Origin of the sequence: Mesorhizobium sp. M1365, assembly GCF_040317865.1 — a bacterium.
In the GTDB taxonomy this organism is placed as follows: Bacteria; Pseudomonadota; Alphaproteobacteria; order Rhizobiales; family Rhizobiaceae; genus Mesorhizobium.
On record NZ_JAMYLG010000007.1, the window covers coordinates 80,781 to 94,706 of the forward strand.

Here is a 13,926-nt window from a genome sequence, read left to right on the forward strand (position 1 = left end):
GGGATGTCACGACAAAAATAGATCGCGCAATTTTGGAGAATCTAGAATTAGGTTCTCACCAAGTAGCTTGCCGAATTTTTCGAAGCCCATTTTCTGCGCCTCATCGAAGCTCAAGGACGTATAGGGCGTTGGCATGCCGCCGGAATCGATCCGATAGATCACGATGAGCTGTGTCTCTTCTTCTGCTTGGATTAGATGTCCCAGCACTGAGGTTCCCTTCCGTATCGCACCATAATCGCACTGCTTCCATTTAGGATGCAACAATCAGCCGCCGCGCCCCGGTCCCCTCCCTTGCCAGCCGGTCGCCCTTGTTCCTCAACGGGCACTTGTCGATCGACATGCAGCCGCAGCCGATGCAGTCGGTCAGCCCGTCGCGCAGTTTCTTCAGCTGGGCGATCTTGTGGTCGAGCCCGTCGCGCCAGGCGGTCGAAAGCAAGTTCCAATCCTCGCGCGTCGGCGTCCGGCCCTCAGGCAGTGACGCAAGGGCCGTGCCGATCTCGGCCAGTGAGATACCGACCTCCTGCGCTACCTTGATGATCGCGACACGGCGCAGCACGTCGCGGCCGTAGCGCCGCTGGTTGCCTGACGTCCGGTGGCTGCGGATCAGCCCGCGGGCCTCATAGAAATGTAGCGCCGACACCGCCACACCGCTGCGCATGGCCACTTGGCCGACCGTCAATTCCGTTACCGGTGCCATCCCTCTTTTTCCGTTCCGATTTTTTCGCTTGACCTAAAGTTAAGTTGAGCTTGTAGCGAAGAAACCCGGGATCTGCAAACCAAGGAGATGGTGATGTGCGCCTGGGCCAGGATGACGGGAGACGGAGTGCCGTTATCCGAGTTGCCGGATGGCTTCACCCGCCACCATGGCGACGGAAAGCGCGACGTTGATGCTGCGCGCAGCGTCTTGCATGGGAATGGTCAATTGGGCATTCGCCGCTTGATGAACAAGATCCGGAACGCCTGCGGATTCGCGGCCGAACAGAAGAATGTCGTCATCGCCGAAGGCGAAGCTGGTGTAAGGGGTCGTGGCTTTGGTCGACAGCAGCACCAGCCGCCGCTTGGCAAGCTTGCGCCAGTCCTCGAAGGCGTGCCAGTCGACGTGCCGGGTGAGCGCCGCCATTTCGAGGTAGTCCATGCCGGCCCGTTTCAGCGCCCGGTCACCGAGCGGGAAGCCCGCCGGTTCGATGATGTCGACGCCGAGACCGAGGCAAGCGGCGAAGCGCAGGATTGTCCCGGTGTTGCCGGCGATATCAGGCTGGTAGAGCGCGATGCGGAGACGGTCGTTCATTTCCGCGTCTTTCTAATAAGTGGCAGATCAGCCACAGAGCTCTCGCGGTTTCGGAAATTCCTGGACTGGCGGGTGGTCATTTTCTGCGAAGTCGGTTATACGGCCAGCATTGTCAACCCGAACCGACGGAGGGGTAATTCATGATGGCCATGCACATCCACCACCCCTCTCGTGGGCTTACCAGCCCGACGGCGGTTTCGGTACGACGATTCTCCTGACCTTCTAGACTTCAATCGCACCGATTCCCGCCGAAACCTTTTTCGGCCTTTGAAGGAATCCTGCGATGTTTTTCAAGCTGTGGAAGGGGCTGAACGCCCCACCTGAACACGCTTCGACCGATGCCACCTTTGCCGCGCCGCGCGTGCCCGCGGCCTGGGTTGGTTCACCCTTCTACCTGCATCTTCAACTGGAGGACGGACCGATGTTCGATCCCTGTAGAATACCCGGCTCAAGAAGCCTGCACGAGCGGAAGACTGCGACCTGGGCGCTTTTGATCGGCGAGACCTACTCGTCGGCGGTTCACGCCGAGACCCGCCGGCGTCCGCATCGCGGTATGCTGCCGGACGTCGATTTCTCGCGCGCCGTTCCGGACTATAGCCGGCCGTCGCTGGTGCGCCGGATCATCAGGCTGATCCGGCCTGGTGCAAAAACCAGCGCGAAAATCCGGATCGTCAAAACGTCGTCAGCATCGTCAAACGAGACTGTCGGCGAAAGGCCCGCGACAACCTATATAGCGCGAAGCAGGACCGGCGAGGCGGACGATTCCGTATCGCCGGTCCTTGACGCCATGCGGTCTGGGCACCCCGTCCGTTCGCGTGCCGCGTGAGCGGAAACAGGTATTGTGAGCATCTCTATGTTTAGCTGGTTTGAAAAAAGGCTCGATCCGTTCCCTGCCAAGGAGCCGGTCGAGCCGCCGCGGACACTGATCGCCTTCTGCGTGCATTATACGCGCGGCGCGTGGCCCTACATCGCTCTCGATGCGGTACTGGTGACGGCCATCGCCCTTGCCGAGGTGTGGATGTTCGGCTTCATGGGCCGGATCGTCGACTGGCTGTCCGGACAGAATCGCGAGACGTTCCTGCAGACCGAAGGCTTGAAGCTGGCCGGGATGGCCTTCATCGTGGTTTTCGCGCTGCCGGCGACGGTCTGGTTCCATTCGCTGCTCAACCAGCAGACGCTGATGGGTAATTATCCGATGCGTATCCGCTGGCAGGTGCATCGTTACCTGCTCAAGCAGTCGATGAGCTTCTATCAGGACGAGTTTGCCGGGCGCATCGCGACCAAGCTGATGCAGACCGCGCTCGCGGTGCGCGAGTGCGTCATCAAGCTCATCGATGTGCTCAACTATATCGTCGTCTATTTTCTCGGCATGCTGTTCATTGTCGGCTCGGCAGACTGGCGGCTGGCTGCGCCGCTTGCCGTCTGGCTTGCCGGATATGTCCTGCTGTTGCGCTATTTCATCCCGCGGCTGGGCAAGGTCGGCGAGGAGCAGGCTAATGCGCGCTCAACCATGACCGGCCGTGTCGTCGACAGCTACTCCAACATCCAGACGGTCAAGCTGTTCTCGCATGCGCGGCGCGAGGCATCCTTCGCCAAGGACGGTATGGCCGGCTTTCTCGATACAGTCTACCGGTCGATGCGGTTGGTGACGCAGCTCTACGGCCTGCTCTACGTCCTGAATTCGCTGCTGTTGTTTTCGGTCACTGCAATCTCGCTATGGCTGTGGCTCGGCCAAGTCGTGACGATCGGCGCCGTCGCCCTGGTCATCGGCCTCGTGCTTCGGCTCTGGGGCATGTCGCAATGGATCATGTGGGAGATGTCCACGCTGTTCGAGAATATCGGCACGGTGCAGGACGGCATCGCCTCGATCTCGCTGCCGCGCCTCGTCGAAGACCGGCCTGGCGCCAACGATATTGCCGTGACCAAGGGGGAGATCCGTTTTGAGGACATCCGCTTCCACTATGGCAAGCAGAAGGGCGTGATCGAAAGCCTGTCGCTGACGGTGAAGCCGGGCGAGAAGGTCGGCATCGTCGGCCGTTCGGGTGCCGGCAAGTCGACGCTGGTCAATCTTCTGTTGCGCTTCTATGACCTCGAAAGCGGCAAGGTCCTGATCGACGGCCAGGACATTGCGGCGGTGACGCAGGACTCGCTGCGCGCCCAGATCGGCATGGTCACGCAGGACACCTCGCTGCTGCATCGCTCGGTGCGCGAGAATATCCTCTATAGCCGGCCGGACGCCAGCGACCAGATGCTGATCGAGGCGGCGCGGCGCGCCGAGGCGCTGGATTTCATCGCCGGATTGTCGGATTCTAACGGTCGAAAGGGTTTCGACGCGCATGTCGGTGATCGCGGCGTCAAATTGTCCGGCGGCCAGCGGCAACGCATCGCCATAGCCCGTGTCATGCTGAAGGACGCACCAATCCTTATCCTCGACGAAGCGACCTCCGCCCTCGATTCCGAGGCCGAGGCGGCCATCCAGGAGAACCTCTACAGACTGATGCAAGGCAAGACCGTCATCGCCATTGCGCACCGGCTGTCGACGATCGCCGCCATGGACCGGCTCGTCGTTATGGACAAGGGCCGCGTCATCGAGGAAGGTTCGCATGAGGAACTGGTTGCCAGCGGCGGGCTCTATGCCCAGCTCTGGCAGCGCCAGTCGGGCGGCTTCCTGCTCGACGACGGCCCCTCCGCCAACGATGCAGCCGCCAACGATGCAATCGCCAAGGGTGAAGCCGCCGAATGATGACTGCCATCTACCGCTGGTTCGAGAACTGGGTCTATCCATTCCGCGAGCCTGCGGACCTTCGCCCACCTGCCGGCGTCAGGGGTTTCCTCTGGCATTATGTCGGGCAGGCGAAGATCGCCTTCTTCGCCATGCTGGTGATCGGCGGCATCGCGCCACTGGTCGAAGCCGGACTGTTCTATTTCGTCGGGCGGCTGGTCGACATCCTCGACCAGCTTCCCGGTGAACGCAGCTGGCACGCTCTGTGGACTGCCGCCGGCCCGGAACTTGTCTTCATGATCGCGGTGGTGCTGGTCATCCGCACCATTGTCGTCGGCCTGTCGGCGCTGGTCGACGAGCAGACGATCACGCCGGGTTTCTATAATCTGGTGCGCTGGCAGGCGCATCGCCATGTCTCGCGCCAATCCTACGCCTTCTTCCAGAACGACTTTGCCGGGCGTATCGCGACCAAGGTCTGGCAGGCGGGACAGGCGACCGGCGATCTGATGGAAAGCTTCATCGAGGTGGTCTGGTTCATGGTCGTCTATACGGTGACGACGCTGGCGCTGGTCGCCGGGCTCGATCTCCGGCTGGCGGTGCTGGTGGTGATCTGGATTACCGCCTTCGGCTTTCTGGCCAGGCGCTATTTGCCGGCAATCCGCAAACATGCCGAAGCCACCGCCGAAGCCGGCTCGATGATCACCGGCCGCCTTGTCGATTCCTATTCGAACGTGCAGACGTTGAAACTGTTCTCGGCCGATGGCGACGACCGCTACATCAGGAACGGCTTCGACATCTATCTCGACGCGCTGCGCCCGTTCACCCGCAGGCTGACCGGCGTGCGCATGGCGCTGACGATGCTGTCGGGCATTATGATCACGGCGATCGCCTGCTTTGCCGTTTATCTCTGGGTCGAGGGTGCGATCACAGTCGGCGCCGTGGCTTTCACGCTGTCTTTGGTGCTGCGGCTGAACATGCTGCTCGGCCGGCTGATGATGCAGCTCAACGGCATCTTGCGGAACCTCGGCGTGCTGGAGAATTCCAAGGCGCTGATCTCACAGCCGCTCGGCCTGACCGATGCGCCGGACGCGAAAGAGCTTGTCGTCGGCGGCGGGCGCATCAACGTCAGCAATGTGGAGTTCCACTACGGCAAGGGGTCCGGCGTGCTCAACGGCATCGACCTCGTCGTGCGGCCGGGCGAAAAGGTCGGCCTGGTCGGCCCGTCCGGCGCCGGCAAGACGACCTTGGTCAATCTGATCCTGCGCCTCTACGACCTCGAGAGCGGCAAGATCACCATTGACGGGCAGGACGTCTCCAGGGTCACGCAGAATTCGCTGCGCGCCAATATCGGCGTCGTCAGCCAGGATACGGCACTTTTCCACCGCTCGCTGCGCGACAACATCAAGCTCGGCATGCCGGAAGCGACCGACGCCGAGGTGGTCGCGGCAGCGAAGAAGGCCGAGGCGCACGAGTTCATCCTCGGTCTGCGCGACAATCGCGATCGTATCGGCTACGAGGCCTATGTCGGCGAGCGCGGCGTCAAGCTCTCCGGCGGCCAGCGCCAGCGCGTGGCGATCGCCCGCGTCTTCCTCAAGGATGCGCCGATCCTGGTGCTCGATGAGGCGACCTCGGCGCTCGATTCCGACATCGAGGCGGCGATCCAGGAAAATCTGGCAAGGCTGATGGAAGGCAAGACGGTCATCGCCATCGCGCATCGGCTGTCGACCATTGCGGCACTCGACCGGCTGGTGGTGCTCGACGAGGGCCGCATCGTCGAGCAAGGCACGCATGACGAGCTGGTCGGGCTCGACGGGCTCTATGCCAGGCTGTGGAAGCGGCAGTCCGGAGGTTTCCTGTTCAACGAGGAGAGCGCGCTGGCCGAGACCCGGCCGGCGGAGTAGTTTCTAAAGACCGGAGTAGACCATGGCGGTGAGAATGCCATCGAATTTCGGACGGTCCGGCGCGCAGGAGAGCGCGTTGGACCTGCTTGGCCATGAAATCCTCGGCGAGAAGGCGGCCGCGCTCGGCCGCGCCGGCCGGCGCGTCGAGGAAACATTGACGAGGCTGCGCGAGAATTGCGACGATGTCGACCGCGCCCGGCTGCTCAGGGATGCAGCCGAAGCGGTGCACGGGTATTTCATCCAGCGCGAACTCTGCGGCCTTCGCAAGCACGACGCGGTGATCCGGGAATACAACATTCCCAACGCCGTGCTGGCCAGGCTCGGCGCCAGCGCATGATCCGAACCGGAACTGGTTTGAGAAGCGTTATTCCAGCCACTCGGTGATGAAGCTGCCGTTCTCGTGTATGTCGGTGGTTTCCAGCGGGCCGGGCCCGACATTGGTGAATTTGTGCGGCGTGTTCGGCGGTACGACCAGGATCTGGCCGGCGGTGGCCTCGATCTGCCGGTCGCCGACGGTGAACAGGCCGGTGCCGGTCCGGATAATAAAAATCTCGCAATAGGGATGGCTGTGCAGCCTGGGGCCGCCGCCGATCTCGGGCAGGTAGTTGAAGATCAGGCAGCTGCGGGAGCCGTAAGCTCCGCCTTGCAGCTCGCCCTGCCAGTGGTCGGGCCAGCGGTCGGGCGCTTCGGCCCATTTGCCGCGGTCTATGACATGCGCCATAGGCCGAGGATAAACCGGGCCAGCGCCAGCTGTCGAGGCGAACGCAGCCATTTGGTTTTGCTGCTGTTTTCCAATCGTTCCGCCGTGCGAATTACGCCCCCGCGACAATCTGCCCTTGTGCCTTCACCCGTCTGGACAAAAACAGGCTTCACGCATAAACCCAAGTCCCAAATGCCGGAGGAATTCGCTAGCCTGTTCGCCATGCGCTGTCGGGCCGGCGCGATTGAGCGGGGAACAAGGCTCGGCCGCCGGCACGGAAGAGGCGAAAGGATCAGGCACCCGTGAGCGCAACCGACACCCAGGATCCCAACCGTCGTGATTTTCTCTACGTCGCCACCGGCATGGCCGCAGTGGTCGGCGCGGGCGCCGTTGCCTGGCCATTCATCGACCAGATGCGCCCGGATGCCTCGACGCTGGCGCTCGCCTCGGTCGAGGTCGACGTCTCCTCGCTGACGCCGGGAATGTCGCTCGTCGTGAAGTGGCGCGGCAAGCCGGTTGTCGTGCGCAACCGCACCGAAAAGGAGATGAAGGACGCCGAGGCGGTCAATCTCGCCGAACTCAAGGATCCAATTGCCCGCAATGCCAACCTGCCGGCCGACGCGCCGGCAACCGACGCCAACCGGACCACGCCGGGCAAGGAAGCCTGGATAGTGATGGTCCAGGTCTGCACCCATCTCGGCTGCATCCCGCTCGGCCAGGAAGGCGATTTCGGCGGCTGGTTCTGCCCATGCCACGGTTCGCAATACGATACGGCCGGCCGCATCCGAAAGGGACCGGCGCCGGAGAACATGGCGGTGCCGGTGTTTCAATTCGTTTCCGACACCAAGATCCGTATCGGCTGAGGCAAGGGATATTTCGATGAGCGAGGGACACTCGACCTATACGCCCAAGACCGGTATCGGACGCTGGTTCGATTCCCGCATGCCGCTCCCGCGGCTGGTCTATGACAGCTTCATCGCCTATCCGGTGCCGCGCAACCTGAACTATGCCTGGACCTTCGGCGGCATCCTTGCGCTTATGTTGGCGGCGCAGATCCTGACCGGTATCGTGCTGGCCATGCACTATGCGGCCGACAGCACTCTCGCCTTCGATTCGGTCGAAAAGATCATGCGCGACGTGAATTCGGGCTGGCTGCTGCGCTACCTGCATTCGAACGGCGCGTCGTTCTTCTTCGTCGCCGTCTACATCCATATCTTCCGCGGGCTCTACTACGGCTCCTACAAGGCGCCGCGCGAGCTGCTGTGGATCCTCGGCTGTATCATCTACCTGCTGATGATGGCGACCGGATTCATGGGCTACGTGCTGCCCTGGGGCCAGATGAGCTTCTGGGGCGCCACCGTCATCACCGGTTTCTTCACCGCCATACCTCTGGTCGGCGACTGGATCCAGCAGCTTTTGCTCGGCGGCTTCGCGGTCGACAATCCGACGCTGAACCGCTTCTTTGCGCTGCATTACCTGCTGCCGTTCATGATCGCCGGCGTTGTCGTGCTGCACATCTGGGCGCTTCACGTCGGCGGCCAGAACAATCCGACCGGCATCGAGGTCAAATCGAAGACCGACACGCTCGCCTTCACGCCTTACGCGACCATCAAGGATGGGTTCGGCATGATCGTGTTCCTGTTCGTCTTCGCCTATTTCGTCTTTTATCTGCCGAACTATCTCGGCCATCCGGACAATTACACCGTTGCCAACCCCCTGAAGACGCCGGCCCACATTGTGCCGGAATGGTACTTCCTGCCGTTCTACGCGATCCTGCGCGCTATCACCTTCAATATCGGGCCCATCAACTCCAAGCTCGGCGGCGTGCTCTGCATGTTCGGCGCGATTGTCATGCTGTTCCTGGTGCCGTGGCTCGACACCTCGAAGGTGCGCTCGGCAGTCTACCGGCCCTGGTACAAGCTGTTCTTCTGGCTGTTCGTGGCCGACGCCATCCTGCTCGGCTGGCTGGGCTCGCAGCCGGCCGAGGGCAGCTATGTATTCATGGCGCAGATGGCGACGCTGTTCTACTTCGCCTTCTTCCTGGTAGCGCTGCCGGTGCTCGGGCTGATCGAAAAGCCGCGGCGGCTGCCGAACTCGATCACCGAGGCGGTGCTCGAGAAGAACAAGGGCGGCGGTGGACATCCTGCCGGCGCCACGACCGCGCCGGAAACCAAGGGCTGAGCATGATTCCGAAAAGTGGAAACCGGTACTCGGACAAGGTCATGCTCGAGACGGTGACGGCGCGTCAGAGAATCTCAAGGGGATTTGGCATGAAGAAGATTCTCTCCTCGCTGGCGCTGCTTGGCCTTTTGGCCGCGGGCATGGGTGCCGCAAGCACTGGAGCCAGCGCCCAGGAAGAGGCGCACAATGAGGCGGCGCCGACGCATTTCCCGATACACGAACCGGAGGAAATGGATTGGAGCTTCGCCGGGCCATTCGGCACCTACGACAAGGCCCAGCTGCAGCGCGGGCTGAAGGTCTACAAGGAAGTCTGCTCGGCCTGCCATTCGATGAATTTGGTGGCGTTCCGTACACTGGTGGGCCTTGGCTATTCGGATGCGCAGATCAAGACGCTGGCGGCCGAATATACGATCCATGACGGACCGAACGATGCCGGCGACATGTTCGATCGTCCCGGCAAGCCGTCCGACCATTTCCCGGCGCCGTTCCCCAATGTGGAGGCGGCGGCGGCGGCAAATGGCGGCGCAGCACCGCCCGACATGTCGCTGCTGGCAAAGGCGCGCGGGGTCGAACGCGGCTTCCCGCGCTTCGTCTTCGATATCTTTACCCAGTATGCCCAGGGCGGCCCCGACTACATCCACTCGCTGCTGACCGGCTACGACCAGCAGCCGCCGGCGGGCATGGTCATACCAGAAGGCACGTACTACAATCCGTACTTCCTGTCCGGCGTGTCGCTGAAGATGCCGAAGCCGCTCTCTGACGGCCAGGTAACCTATGATGACGGCGCGCCGCAGACGGTCGACCAGTATTCGCGTGACGTGTCGGCCTTCCTGATGTGGGCGGCCGAGCCACACCTCGAGGACCGCAAGAAGACCGGCTTTCGCGTACTGGTCTTCCTGCTGCTGTTCGGCGCACTGGTCTACCTGACCAAGCGCAAGGTGTGGGCCGGCGTGGCGCACTGAGCCCTGCGATTTACGAGAATGCGAGGGCGTCGAAAGACGCCCTTCTCATTGCAGGCATGTCGATTCATCGCTGCCGGCGCAGAGTGGCCCTTTTGCCGGACAATTTTCCGTCAGGCGTCACATGGCGGTAGCCGGACTTAGCTGCACCGGGTTACGATTGGCCCATTCCCTTCACGTCTTCAGCCGAATCTGAAAGGCCCGGAGAGCCGCTTGATGAAATCCTCGCTCGAAGAGACGCTGCTTGCCGCGATCCGCACCATTCCGGATTATCCCAAGCCGGGCATCCTGTTTCGCGACATCACCACGCTGCTCGGCAATGCGCGGGCCTTCCGCCGCGCCATCGACGAACTGGTGCATCCCTATGCCGGCCTCAAGATCGACAAGATCGCCGGCATCGAGGCGCGCGGCTTCATCCTCGGCGGCGCCATCGCCCACCAGCTCTCGGCCGGCTTCGTGCCGATCCGCAAGAAGGGCAAGTTGCCTTCCGAGACGGTGCGCGTCGCCTACAGCCTGGAATACGGGCTGGACGAGATGGAGATGCACAAAGACGGTGTTTCTCCAGGCGAGAAGGTAATCCTCGTCGACGATTTGATCGCCACCGGCGGCACGGCCGAGGCGGCCGTCAAGCTATTGCGGCAGATCGGCGCCGACATCCTCGCCGCCTGCTTCGTCATCGACCTGCCGGACCTTGGCGGCCGCGAGAGGTTAGAGGCGCTCGGCGTACCGGTGAGGACGCTGATCGGGTTTGAGGGGCATTGAGCGTTTCTTCCTTCTCCCCTTCTTGTAGAGAAGGGAAGAACTCCGCTCACTCCACCTTCACCAGCACGGCACTTTCGAATTCGATGACCTTGTCGCCGCTCGAATCGAAGGCCTCCGAGCGGAGCGTCAGCAGCCGCCAGCCCGGTCGCGAGGCGATGGGGCGATGGGCCAGCGCGGTGCGGGTGAAAGTCACGGTTTCCCCGGCATAGACAGGTTTGGGCCATTTGAGGTTCTTGAAGCCGGGCGAGGGACCGAATTCGGGCACCGGCCCGGGACCGGGCCAGCGGGCGACCTCTGCCTCTATGCCAGCCTGGAGGTTCAATTTCATCCAGGTGGCGGCGGTGTGCCAGCCCGAGGCGCAGAGCCCGCCGAATATGCTGTTCCTCGCCGCCTCTTCATCGATATGGAATATCTGCGGATCGTATTTGCGGGCGAACGCCTTGATCGCCTCCGGTTCGAATCGATGCGAACCGAGCGTGACGGTGATACCGATGCAGAAGAATTCGTCGAGGCTCACGCACTGCCCTCGCGGGTGAGGAACATGACGGTGTTTTCGAGCTCGAAAACACCTTCGCCGCGCTGGTTGAACAACTCGCTGCGCATGGTCACCAGGCCAAGGCGGGGTTTCGATCTGGACACTCGCTTGGCAAGGACGGTGGTGCTGCCGGTCAACAGGTCGCCGGCCAGGACCGGCCGTTTCCATTTGACCTGGTCGACGCCCGGCGCGCCCTGGGAGGTCGAGTCGAGCAGGAAGGCATCGCACAGCATGCGCATGAACATGGCGCAGGTGTGCCAGCCCGAAGCCGCCAGCCCGCCGAGGATGCTGGCCTTGCCCGCGGCCTCGTCGAGATGCATCGGCTGGGCATCGAACTCGTTGGCGAATTCTATGATTTCGGCGGCGCTTACCAGCTTGGTGCCGAGGTCGAGCGAAGCGCCCTCGACAAAATCCTCATAAGCCCAGGTTTTTGCGGTCATGGTCTGGAAATCCTGTTCAGGATTGTACGATCGCTACGGGTCCGGGTCCCGGATGCAGGCAGGGCGGCATTTGGTCAAGCAATTTCTATTGCGCCAGCCCGCTGCGCCAAGCCGCAGCGCGGTATTGACGACCCTATAGCCAGCCGCGGCGGCGGAAATACCAGAAGGGCAGGATTGCCGAAAGCACCATCATGCCGATGGCGAAGGGATAGCCAAAGTGCCATTTGAGCTCAGGGATGATGTCGAAATTCATGCCGTAGACGAAGCGACAAGCGTCGGCGGCAGGAAGATGACAGCGGCGACGGAGAAGATCTTGATGATGGCGTTCTGCTCGATCGAGATCATGCCGAGCGTCGCGTCGAGCAGGAAGCTGATCTTCTGCGACAGGAACGTGGCGTGGTCGGCGAGCGACAGCACGTCGCGCGACAAGGTCTTGATGCGAGCGCGGGTATCCTTGCTCATCCTGCTTTGCGTGGAGGCATGGGCGAGAAAGCCGGCAAGGCGCTGCAGCGAGATTAGGCTGTCGCGGATCGAGGAGGCGAGGTCCTCCTTGCGGCCAATGCCTTTCAACAGCTCCTGGAAGTCGCGGTTGCGCTTGGAAACCTTGGTCGAGCGTGCCTCGAAGATGTCGCGCGAGATCGCCTCGACGTCGCGGCCGGCGCGCTCCAGAATGTCGGCGAGGCGGTCGACGATCGCCTCCAGCAGTCCGATCAGGATGGTGTCGCCGCTGGTGCAGCCGGTCGCCACCTTCTCGGCGCGCAGCGGAAAGGTCTTGAACGCCTTCGGCTCGTGGTAACGCACGGTGATCAGCCTGCTTCCGGCGAGCACGAAGGTGACCGGCGACATCAAGGGATCGTTCACCTCGGTCTGCGCAGGCAGAATGGCGGTCATGAAGTAGGCGCCGTCCTCGACGTAGAGACGGCTCGAGATCTCGATCTCTTCCATCTCTTCGCGGGTCGGAACGGCGATGCCGAGCCAGGTCTCGATTGTCGTCTCTTCTTCCTTTGTCGGGTTGAAGAGGTCGACCCAGACGACAGTGTCGCTGTTTTGCACGAGATCGTCGACCAGGCGCAGGCGATCATTGTCGACGACGAAGGCCTTGATCATCGCCGGGTCTCCCTTGCTGTTGCCAAAGAGCGTTCGTTTGGAGGGGGCGCGTCAGTCACATCGCACGGACACGGGCAGGCGAGGCGCGAGGCCGGTGCAGAGGCCCCTTAGACCCCGCACGATGGCCCGTCAAGCAGCGCAAGAGGCACTGCGACACCCTGCTTTGAAGTTTGTCATCGAGCGACGGCAATGGTGACCATTGGGCTCCCTCGCCGGTTCAGGTGTTGAACTTGAACAGCATGATGTCGCCGTCCTGGACGACATACTCCTTGCCTTCGTCGCGCGCCTTGCCGGCCTCCTTGGCCGCGACTTCGCCGCCTAGCCTGACGAAGTCCTCATAGGCGATGGTCTGGGCGCGGATGAAGCCGCGCTCGAAATCGGTGTGGATGACGCCTGCCGCCTGCGGCGCCTTGGCGCCCTTGTGCACGGTCCAGGCGCGTGTCTCCTTGGGGCCAACGGTAAAGTAGGTGATGAGCTGGAGCAGCTCGTAGCCGGCGCGGATGACCTTGTTCAGGCCGGGTTCGTCCAGACCGAGCGTTGCCAGGAATTCCATTTCCTCTTCGTCCGAGAGCTGGGCGACCTCGGCCTCGATCGCCGCGGAAATCACAACGGTGCGGGCACCTTGCGCGGCGGCCATCTTCTCGACCGCCCTGGTATGCGCGTTGCCGGTGGCGGCATCGGCTTCCGCGACGTTGCAGACGTAAAGCACCGGGTGTGAGGTCAAGAGATTCAGCCCCTGCAGGATGCGTAGATCCTCAGCCGAGATGCCGTTGAGCAGGATGCGGGCGGGCTTGCCCGCCTGCAGCAGTTCAAGCGCCGCTTCCATCATCGGAAGTGCGGTCGCTGCTTCCTTGTCCTTGCCGGCGGCACGCTTGCGGATCTGCACGATGCGGCGCTCAAGGCTGTCGAGGTCGGCAAGCATCAATTCGGTTTCGACGGTCTCGGCATCAGCGACAGGATCGATGCGGCCCTCGACATGGGTGACGTCGTCATCCTCGAAGCAGCGCAGCACATGGACGATGGCGTCGACCTCACGGATGTTGGCGAGGAATTGGTTGCCAAGCCCTTCGCCTTTGGAGGCGCCACGCACCAGGCCGGCAATGTCGACGAACGAGATGCGGGTCGGGATGATCTCCTTCGACTTGCCGATCGCGGCGATCTTCTGCAGGCGCGGATCGGGCACCGCCACCTCGCCGGTATTCGGTTCGATGGTGCAGAACGGATAATTGGCGGCCTGCGCCGCCGCCGTCCTGGTCAACGCATTGAAGAGCGTCGACTTGCCGACATTGGGCAAGCCAACGATGCCGCATTTGAAACCCATTTTTGTCTGG

Annotated in this window: 15 protein-coding genes and 1 pseudogene; 8 read left to right on the forward strand and 8 right to left on the reverse strand. The window is 62.3% G+C overall.

Annotated elements, in window-relative coordinates; all coding sequences use genetic code 11:
* Nucleotides 1-6 precede the first annotated feature (6 nt).
* From NKH04_RS11080 to NKH04_RS11090, 3 genes are all read right to left on the reverse strand, one after another.
* Nucleotides 7-207 (reverse strand): hypothetical protein, encoded by a 201-nt coding sequence (locus NKH04_RS11080; RefSeq protein WP_352819913.1) that lies wholly within the window; start codon nt 205-207, stop codon nt 7-9.
* A 43-nt stretch (nt 208-250) separates the two neighbouring features.
* Nucleotides 251-697 carry a redox-sensitive transcriptional activator SoxR gene (soxR, locus tag NKH04_RS11085; protein WP_352541003.1) on the reverse strand — a complete coding sequence of 149 codons (447 nt, stop codon included), beginning with the start codon at nt 695-697 and terminating at the stop codon, nt 251-253.
* A gap of 132 nt (nt 698-829) precedes the next feature.
* Complete coding sequence (locus NKH04_RS11090; protein WP_352541004.1) at nt 830-1,288, reverse strand: tRNA (cytidine(34)-2'-O)-methyltransferase; 459 nt, start codon at nt 1,286-1,288, stop codon at nt 830-832.
* Nucleotides 1,289-1,571: 283 nt separating this feature from the next.
* Here NKH04_RS11090 and NKH04_RS11095 point away from each other — a divergent pair, with 283 nt between their 5' ends.
* Genes NKH04_RS11095 through NKH04_RS11110 form a run of 4 tightly spaced genes read left to right on the forward strand, consistent with a single transcriptional unit; the run spans nt 1,572 to nt 6,248 of the window.
* Entirely contained in the window at nt 1,572-2,114 is a 543-nt protein-coding gene (locus NKH04_RS11095; protein ID WP_352469727.1) for a hypothetical protein, read from the forward strand.
* A gap of 27 nt (nt 2,115-2,141) precedes the next feature.
* A complete protein-coding gene (locus NKH04_RS11100) occupies nt 2,142-4,031 on the forward strand; it encodes an ABC transporter ATP-binding protein (RefSeq protein WP_352921109.1) in 1,890 nt (629 codons plus the stop codon).
* Nucleotides 4,028-5,911: an ABC transporter ATP-binding protein gene (locus NKH04_RS11105; RefSeq protein WP_352819915.1), complete on the forward strand. Its 1,884-nt coding sequence runs from the start codon at nt 4,028-4,030 to the stop codon at nt 5,909-5,911. Before NKH04_RS11100 ends, NKH04_RS11105 begins: the two co-directional genes overlap by 4 nt.
* A 22-nt stretch (nt 5,912-5,933) precedes the next feature.
* The gene (locus tag NKH04_RS11110) at nt 5,934-6,248 is read left to right on the forward strand and encodes a DUF6665 family protein (RefSeq protein WP_352819916.1); all 315 of its coding nucleotides are present in this window, start codon (nt 5,934-5,936) and stop codon (nt 6,246-6,248) included.
* 27 nt (nt 6,249-6,275) lie between these two features.
* Here the strand turns inward: NKH04_RS11110 and NKH04_RS11115 are convergent, their stop codons facing one another.
* Nucleotides 6,276-6,632: a cupin domain-containing protein gene (locus NKH04_RS11115; protein WP_352819963.1), complete on the reverse strand. Its 357-nt coding sequence runs from the start codon at nt 6,630-6,632 to the stop codon at nt 6,276-6,278.
* Nucleotides 6,633-6,913: 281 nt separating this feature from the next.
* Between NKH04_RS11115 and petA the strand changes: the two genes are divergently transcribed.
* The 4 genes from petA (at nt 6,914) to NKH04_RS11135 (ending at nt 10,513) form a co-directional block, all read left to right on the forward strand.
* Nucleotides 6,914-7,474 carry a ubiquinol-cytochrome c reductase iron-sulfur subunit gene (gene petA / locus NKH04_RS11120; protein ID WP_352921111.1) on the forward strand — a complete coding sequence of 187 codons (561 nt, stop codon included), beginning with the start codon at nt 6,914-6,916 and terminating at the stop codon, nt 7,472-7,474.
* 16 nt (nt 7,475-7,490) lie between these two features.
* Nucleotides 7,491-8,792, forward strand: coding sequence for a cytochrome b (locus NKH04_RS11125; protein WP_353044344.1), 1,302 nt, complete (start codon nt 7,491-7,493; stop codon nt 8,790-8,792).
* An 89-nt stretch (nt 8,793-8,881) separates the two neighbouring features.
* Entirely contained in the window at nt 8,882-9,754 is an 873-nt protein-coding gene (locus NKH04_RS11130; RefSeq protein WP_352541009.1) for a cytochrome c1, read from the forward strand.
* 213 nt (nt 9,755-9,967) lie between these two features.
* Nucleotides 9,968-10,513: an adenine phosphoribosyltransferase gene (locus tag NKH04_RS11135; RefSeq protein ID WP_352469734.1), complete on the forward strand. Its 546-nt coding sequence runs from the start codon at nt 9,968-9,970 to the stop codon at nt 10,511-10,513.
* Between the two features lie 46 nt (nt 10,514-10,559).
* On the opposite strand, the gene NKH04_RS11140 is transcribed toward NKH04_RS11135, so the two are convergent.
* The 4 genes and pseudogenes from NKH04_RS11140 to ychF all read right to left on the reverse strand — a co-directional run bounded on the left by NKH04_RS11140 (nt 10,560) and on the right by ychF (nt 13,916).
* Complete coding sequence (locus NKH04_RS11140) at nt 10,560-11,030, reverse strand: MaoC family dehydratase (protein WP_352921114.1); 471 nt, start codon at nt 11,028-11,030, stop codon at nt 10,560-10,562.
* Entirely contained in the window at nt 11,027-11,488 is a 462-nt protein-coding gene (locus tag NKH04_RS11145) for a MaoC family dehydratase (RefSeq protein WP_352921116.1), read from the reverse strand. Before NKH04_RS11145 ends, NKH04_RS11140 begins: the two co-directional genes overlap by 4 nt.
* Before the next feature lie 133 nt (nt 11,489-11,621).
* Nucleotides 11,622-12,595, reverse strand: a pseudogene (corA, locus tag NKH04_RS11150) (magnesium/cobalt transporter CorA).
* 217 nt (nt 12,596-12,812) lie between these two features.
* Nucleotides 12,813-13,916, reverse strand: a complete 1,104-nt coding sequence (ychF, locus tag NKH04_RS11155) for a redox-regulated ATPase YchF (RefSeq protein ID WP_352469740.1) — start codon at nt 13,914-13,916, stop codon at nt 12,813-12,815.
* Nucleotides 13,917-13,926 lie beyond the last annotated feature (10 nt).

What these genes read in the sequence shown, in the direction of transcription:
- ychF (WP_352469740.1), bottom strand. Translation starts at nt 13,916, where the DNA reads ATGGGTTTCAAATGCGGCATCGTTGGCTTGCCCAATGTCGGCAAGTCG.
- NKH04_RS11135 (WP_352469734.1), top strand. Translation starts at nt 9,968, where the DNA reads ATGAAATCCTCGCTCGAAGAGACGCTGCTTGCCGCGATCCGCACCATT.
- NKH04_RS11115 (WP_352819963.1), bottom strand. Translation starts at nt 6,632, where the DNA reads ATGGCGCATGTCATAGACCGCGGCAAATGGGCCGAAGCGCCCGACCGC.
- soxR (WP_352541003.1), bottom strand. Translation starts at nt 697, where the DNA reads ATGGCACCGGTAACGGAATTGACGGTCGGCCAAGTGGCCATGCGCAGC.
- NKH04_RS11145 (WP_352921116.1), bottom strand. Translation starts at nt 11,488, where the DNA reads ATGACCGCAAAAACCTGGGCTTATGAGGATTTTGTCGAGGGCGCTTCG.
- NKH04_RS11110 (WP_352819916.1), top strand. Translation starts at nt 5,934, where the DNA reads ATGGCGGTGAGAATGCCATCGAATTTCGGACGGTCCGGCGCGCAGGAG.
- NKH04_RS11090 (WP_352541004.1), bottom strand. Translation starts at nt 1,288, where the DNA reads ATGAACGACCGTCTCCGCATCGCGCTCTACCAGCCTGATATCGCCGGC.
- NKH04_RS11095 (WP_352469727.1), top strand. Translation starts at nt 1,572, where the DNA reads ATGTTTTTCAAGCTGTGGAAGGGGCTGAACGCCCCACCTGAACACGCT.
- NKH04_RS11100 (WP_352921109.1), top strand. Translation starts at nt 2,142, where the DNA reads ATGTTTAGCTGGTTTGAAAAAAGGCTCGATCCGTTCCCTGCCAAGGAG.
- NKH04_RS11130 (WP_352541009.1), top strand. Translation starts at nt 8,882, where the DNA reads ATGAAGAAGATTCTCTCCTCGCTGGCGCTGCTTGGCCTTTTGGCCGCG.
- NKH04_RS11125 (WP_353044344.1), top strand. Translation starts at nt 7,491, where the DNA reads ATGAGCGAGGGACACTCGACCTATACGCCCAAGACCGGTATCGGACGC.
- NKH04_RS11105 (WP_352819915.1), top strand. Translation starts at nt 4,028, where the DNA reads ATGATGACTGCCATCTACCGCTGGTTCGAGAACTGGGTCTATCCATTC.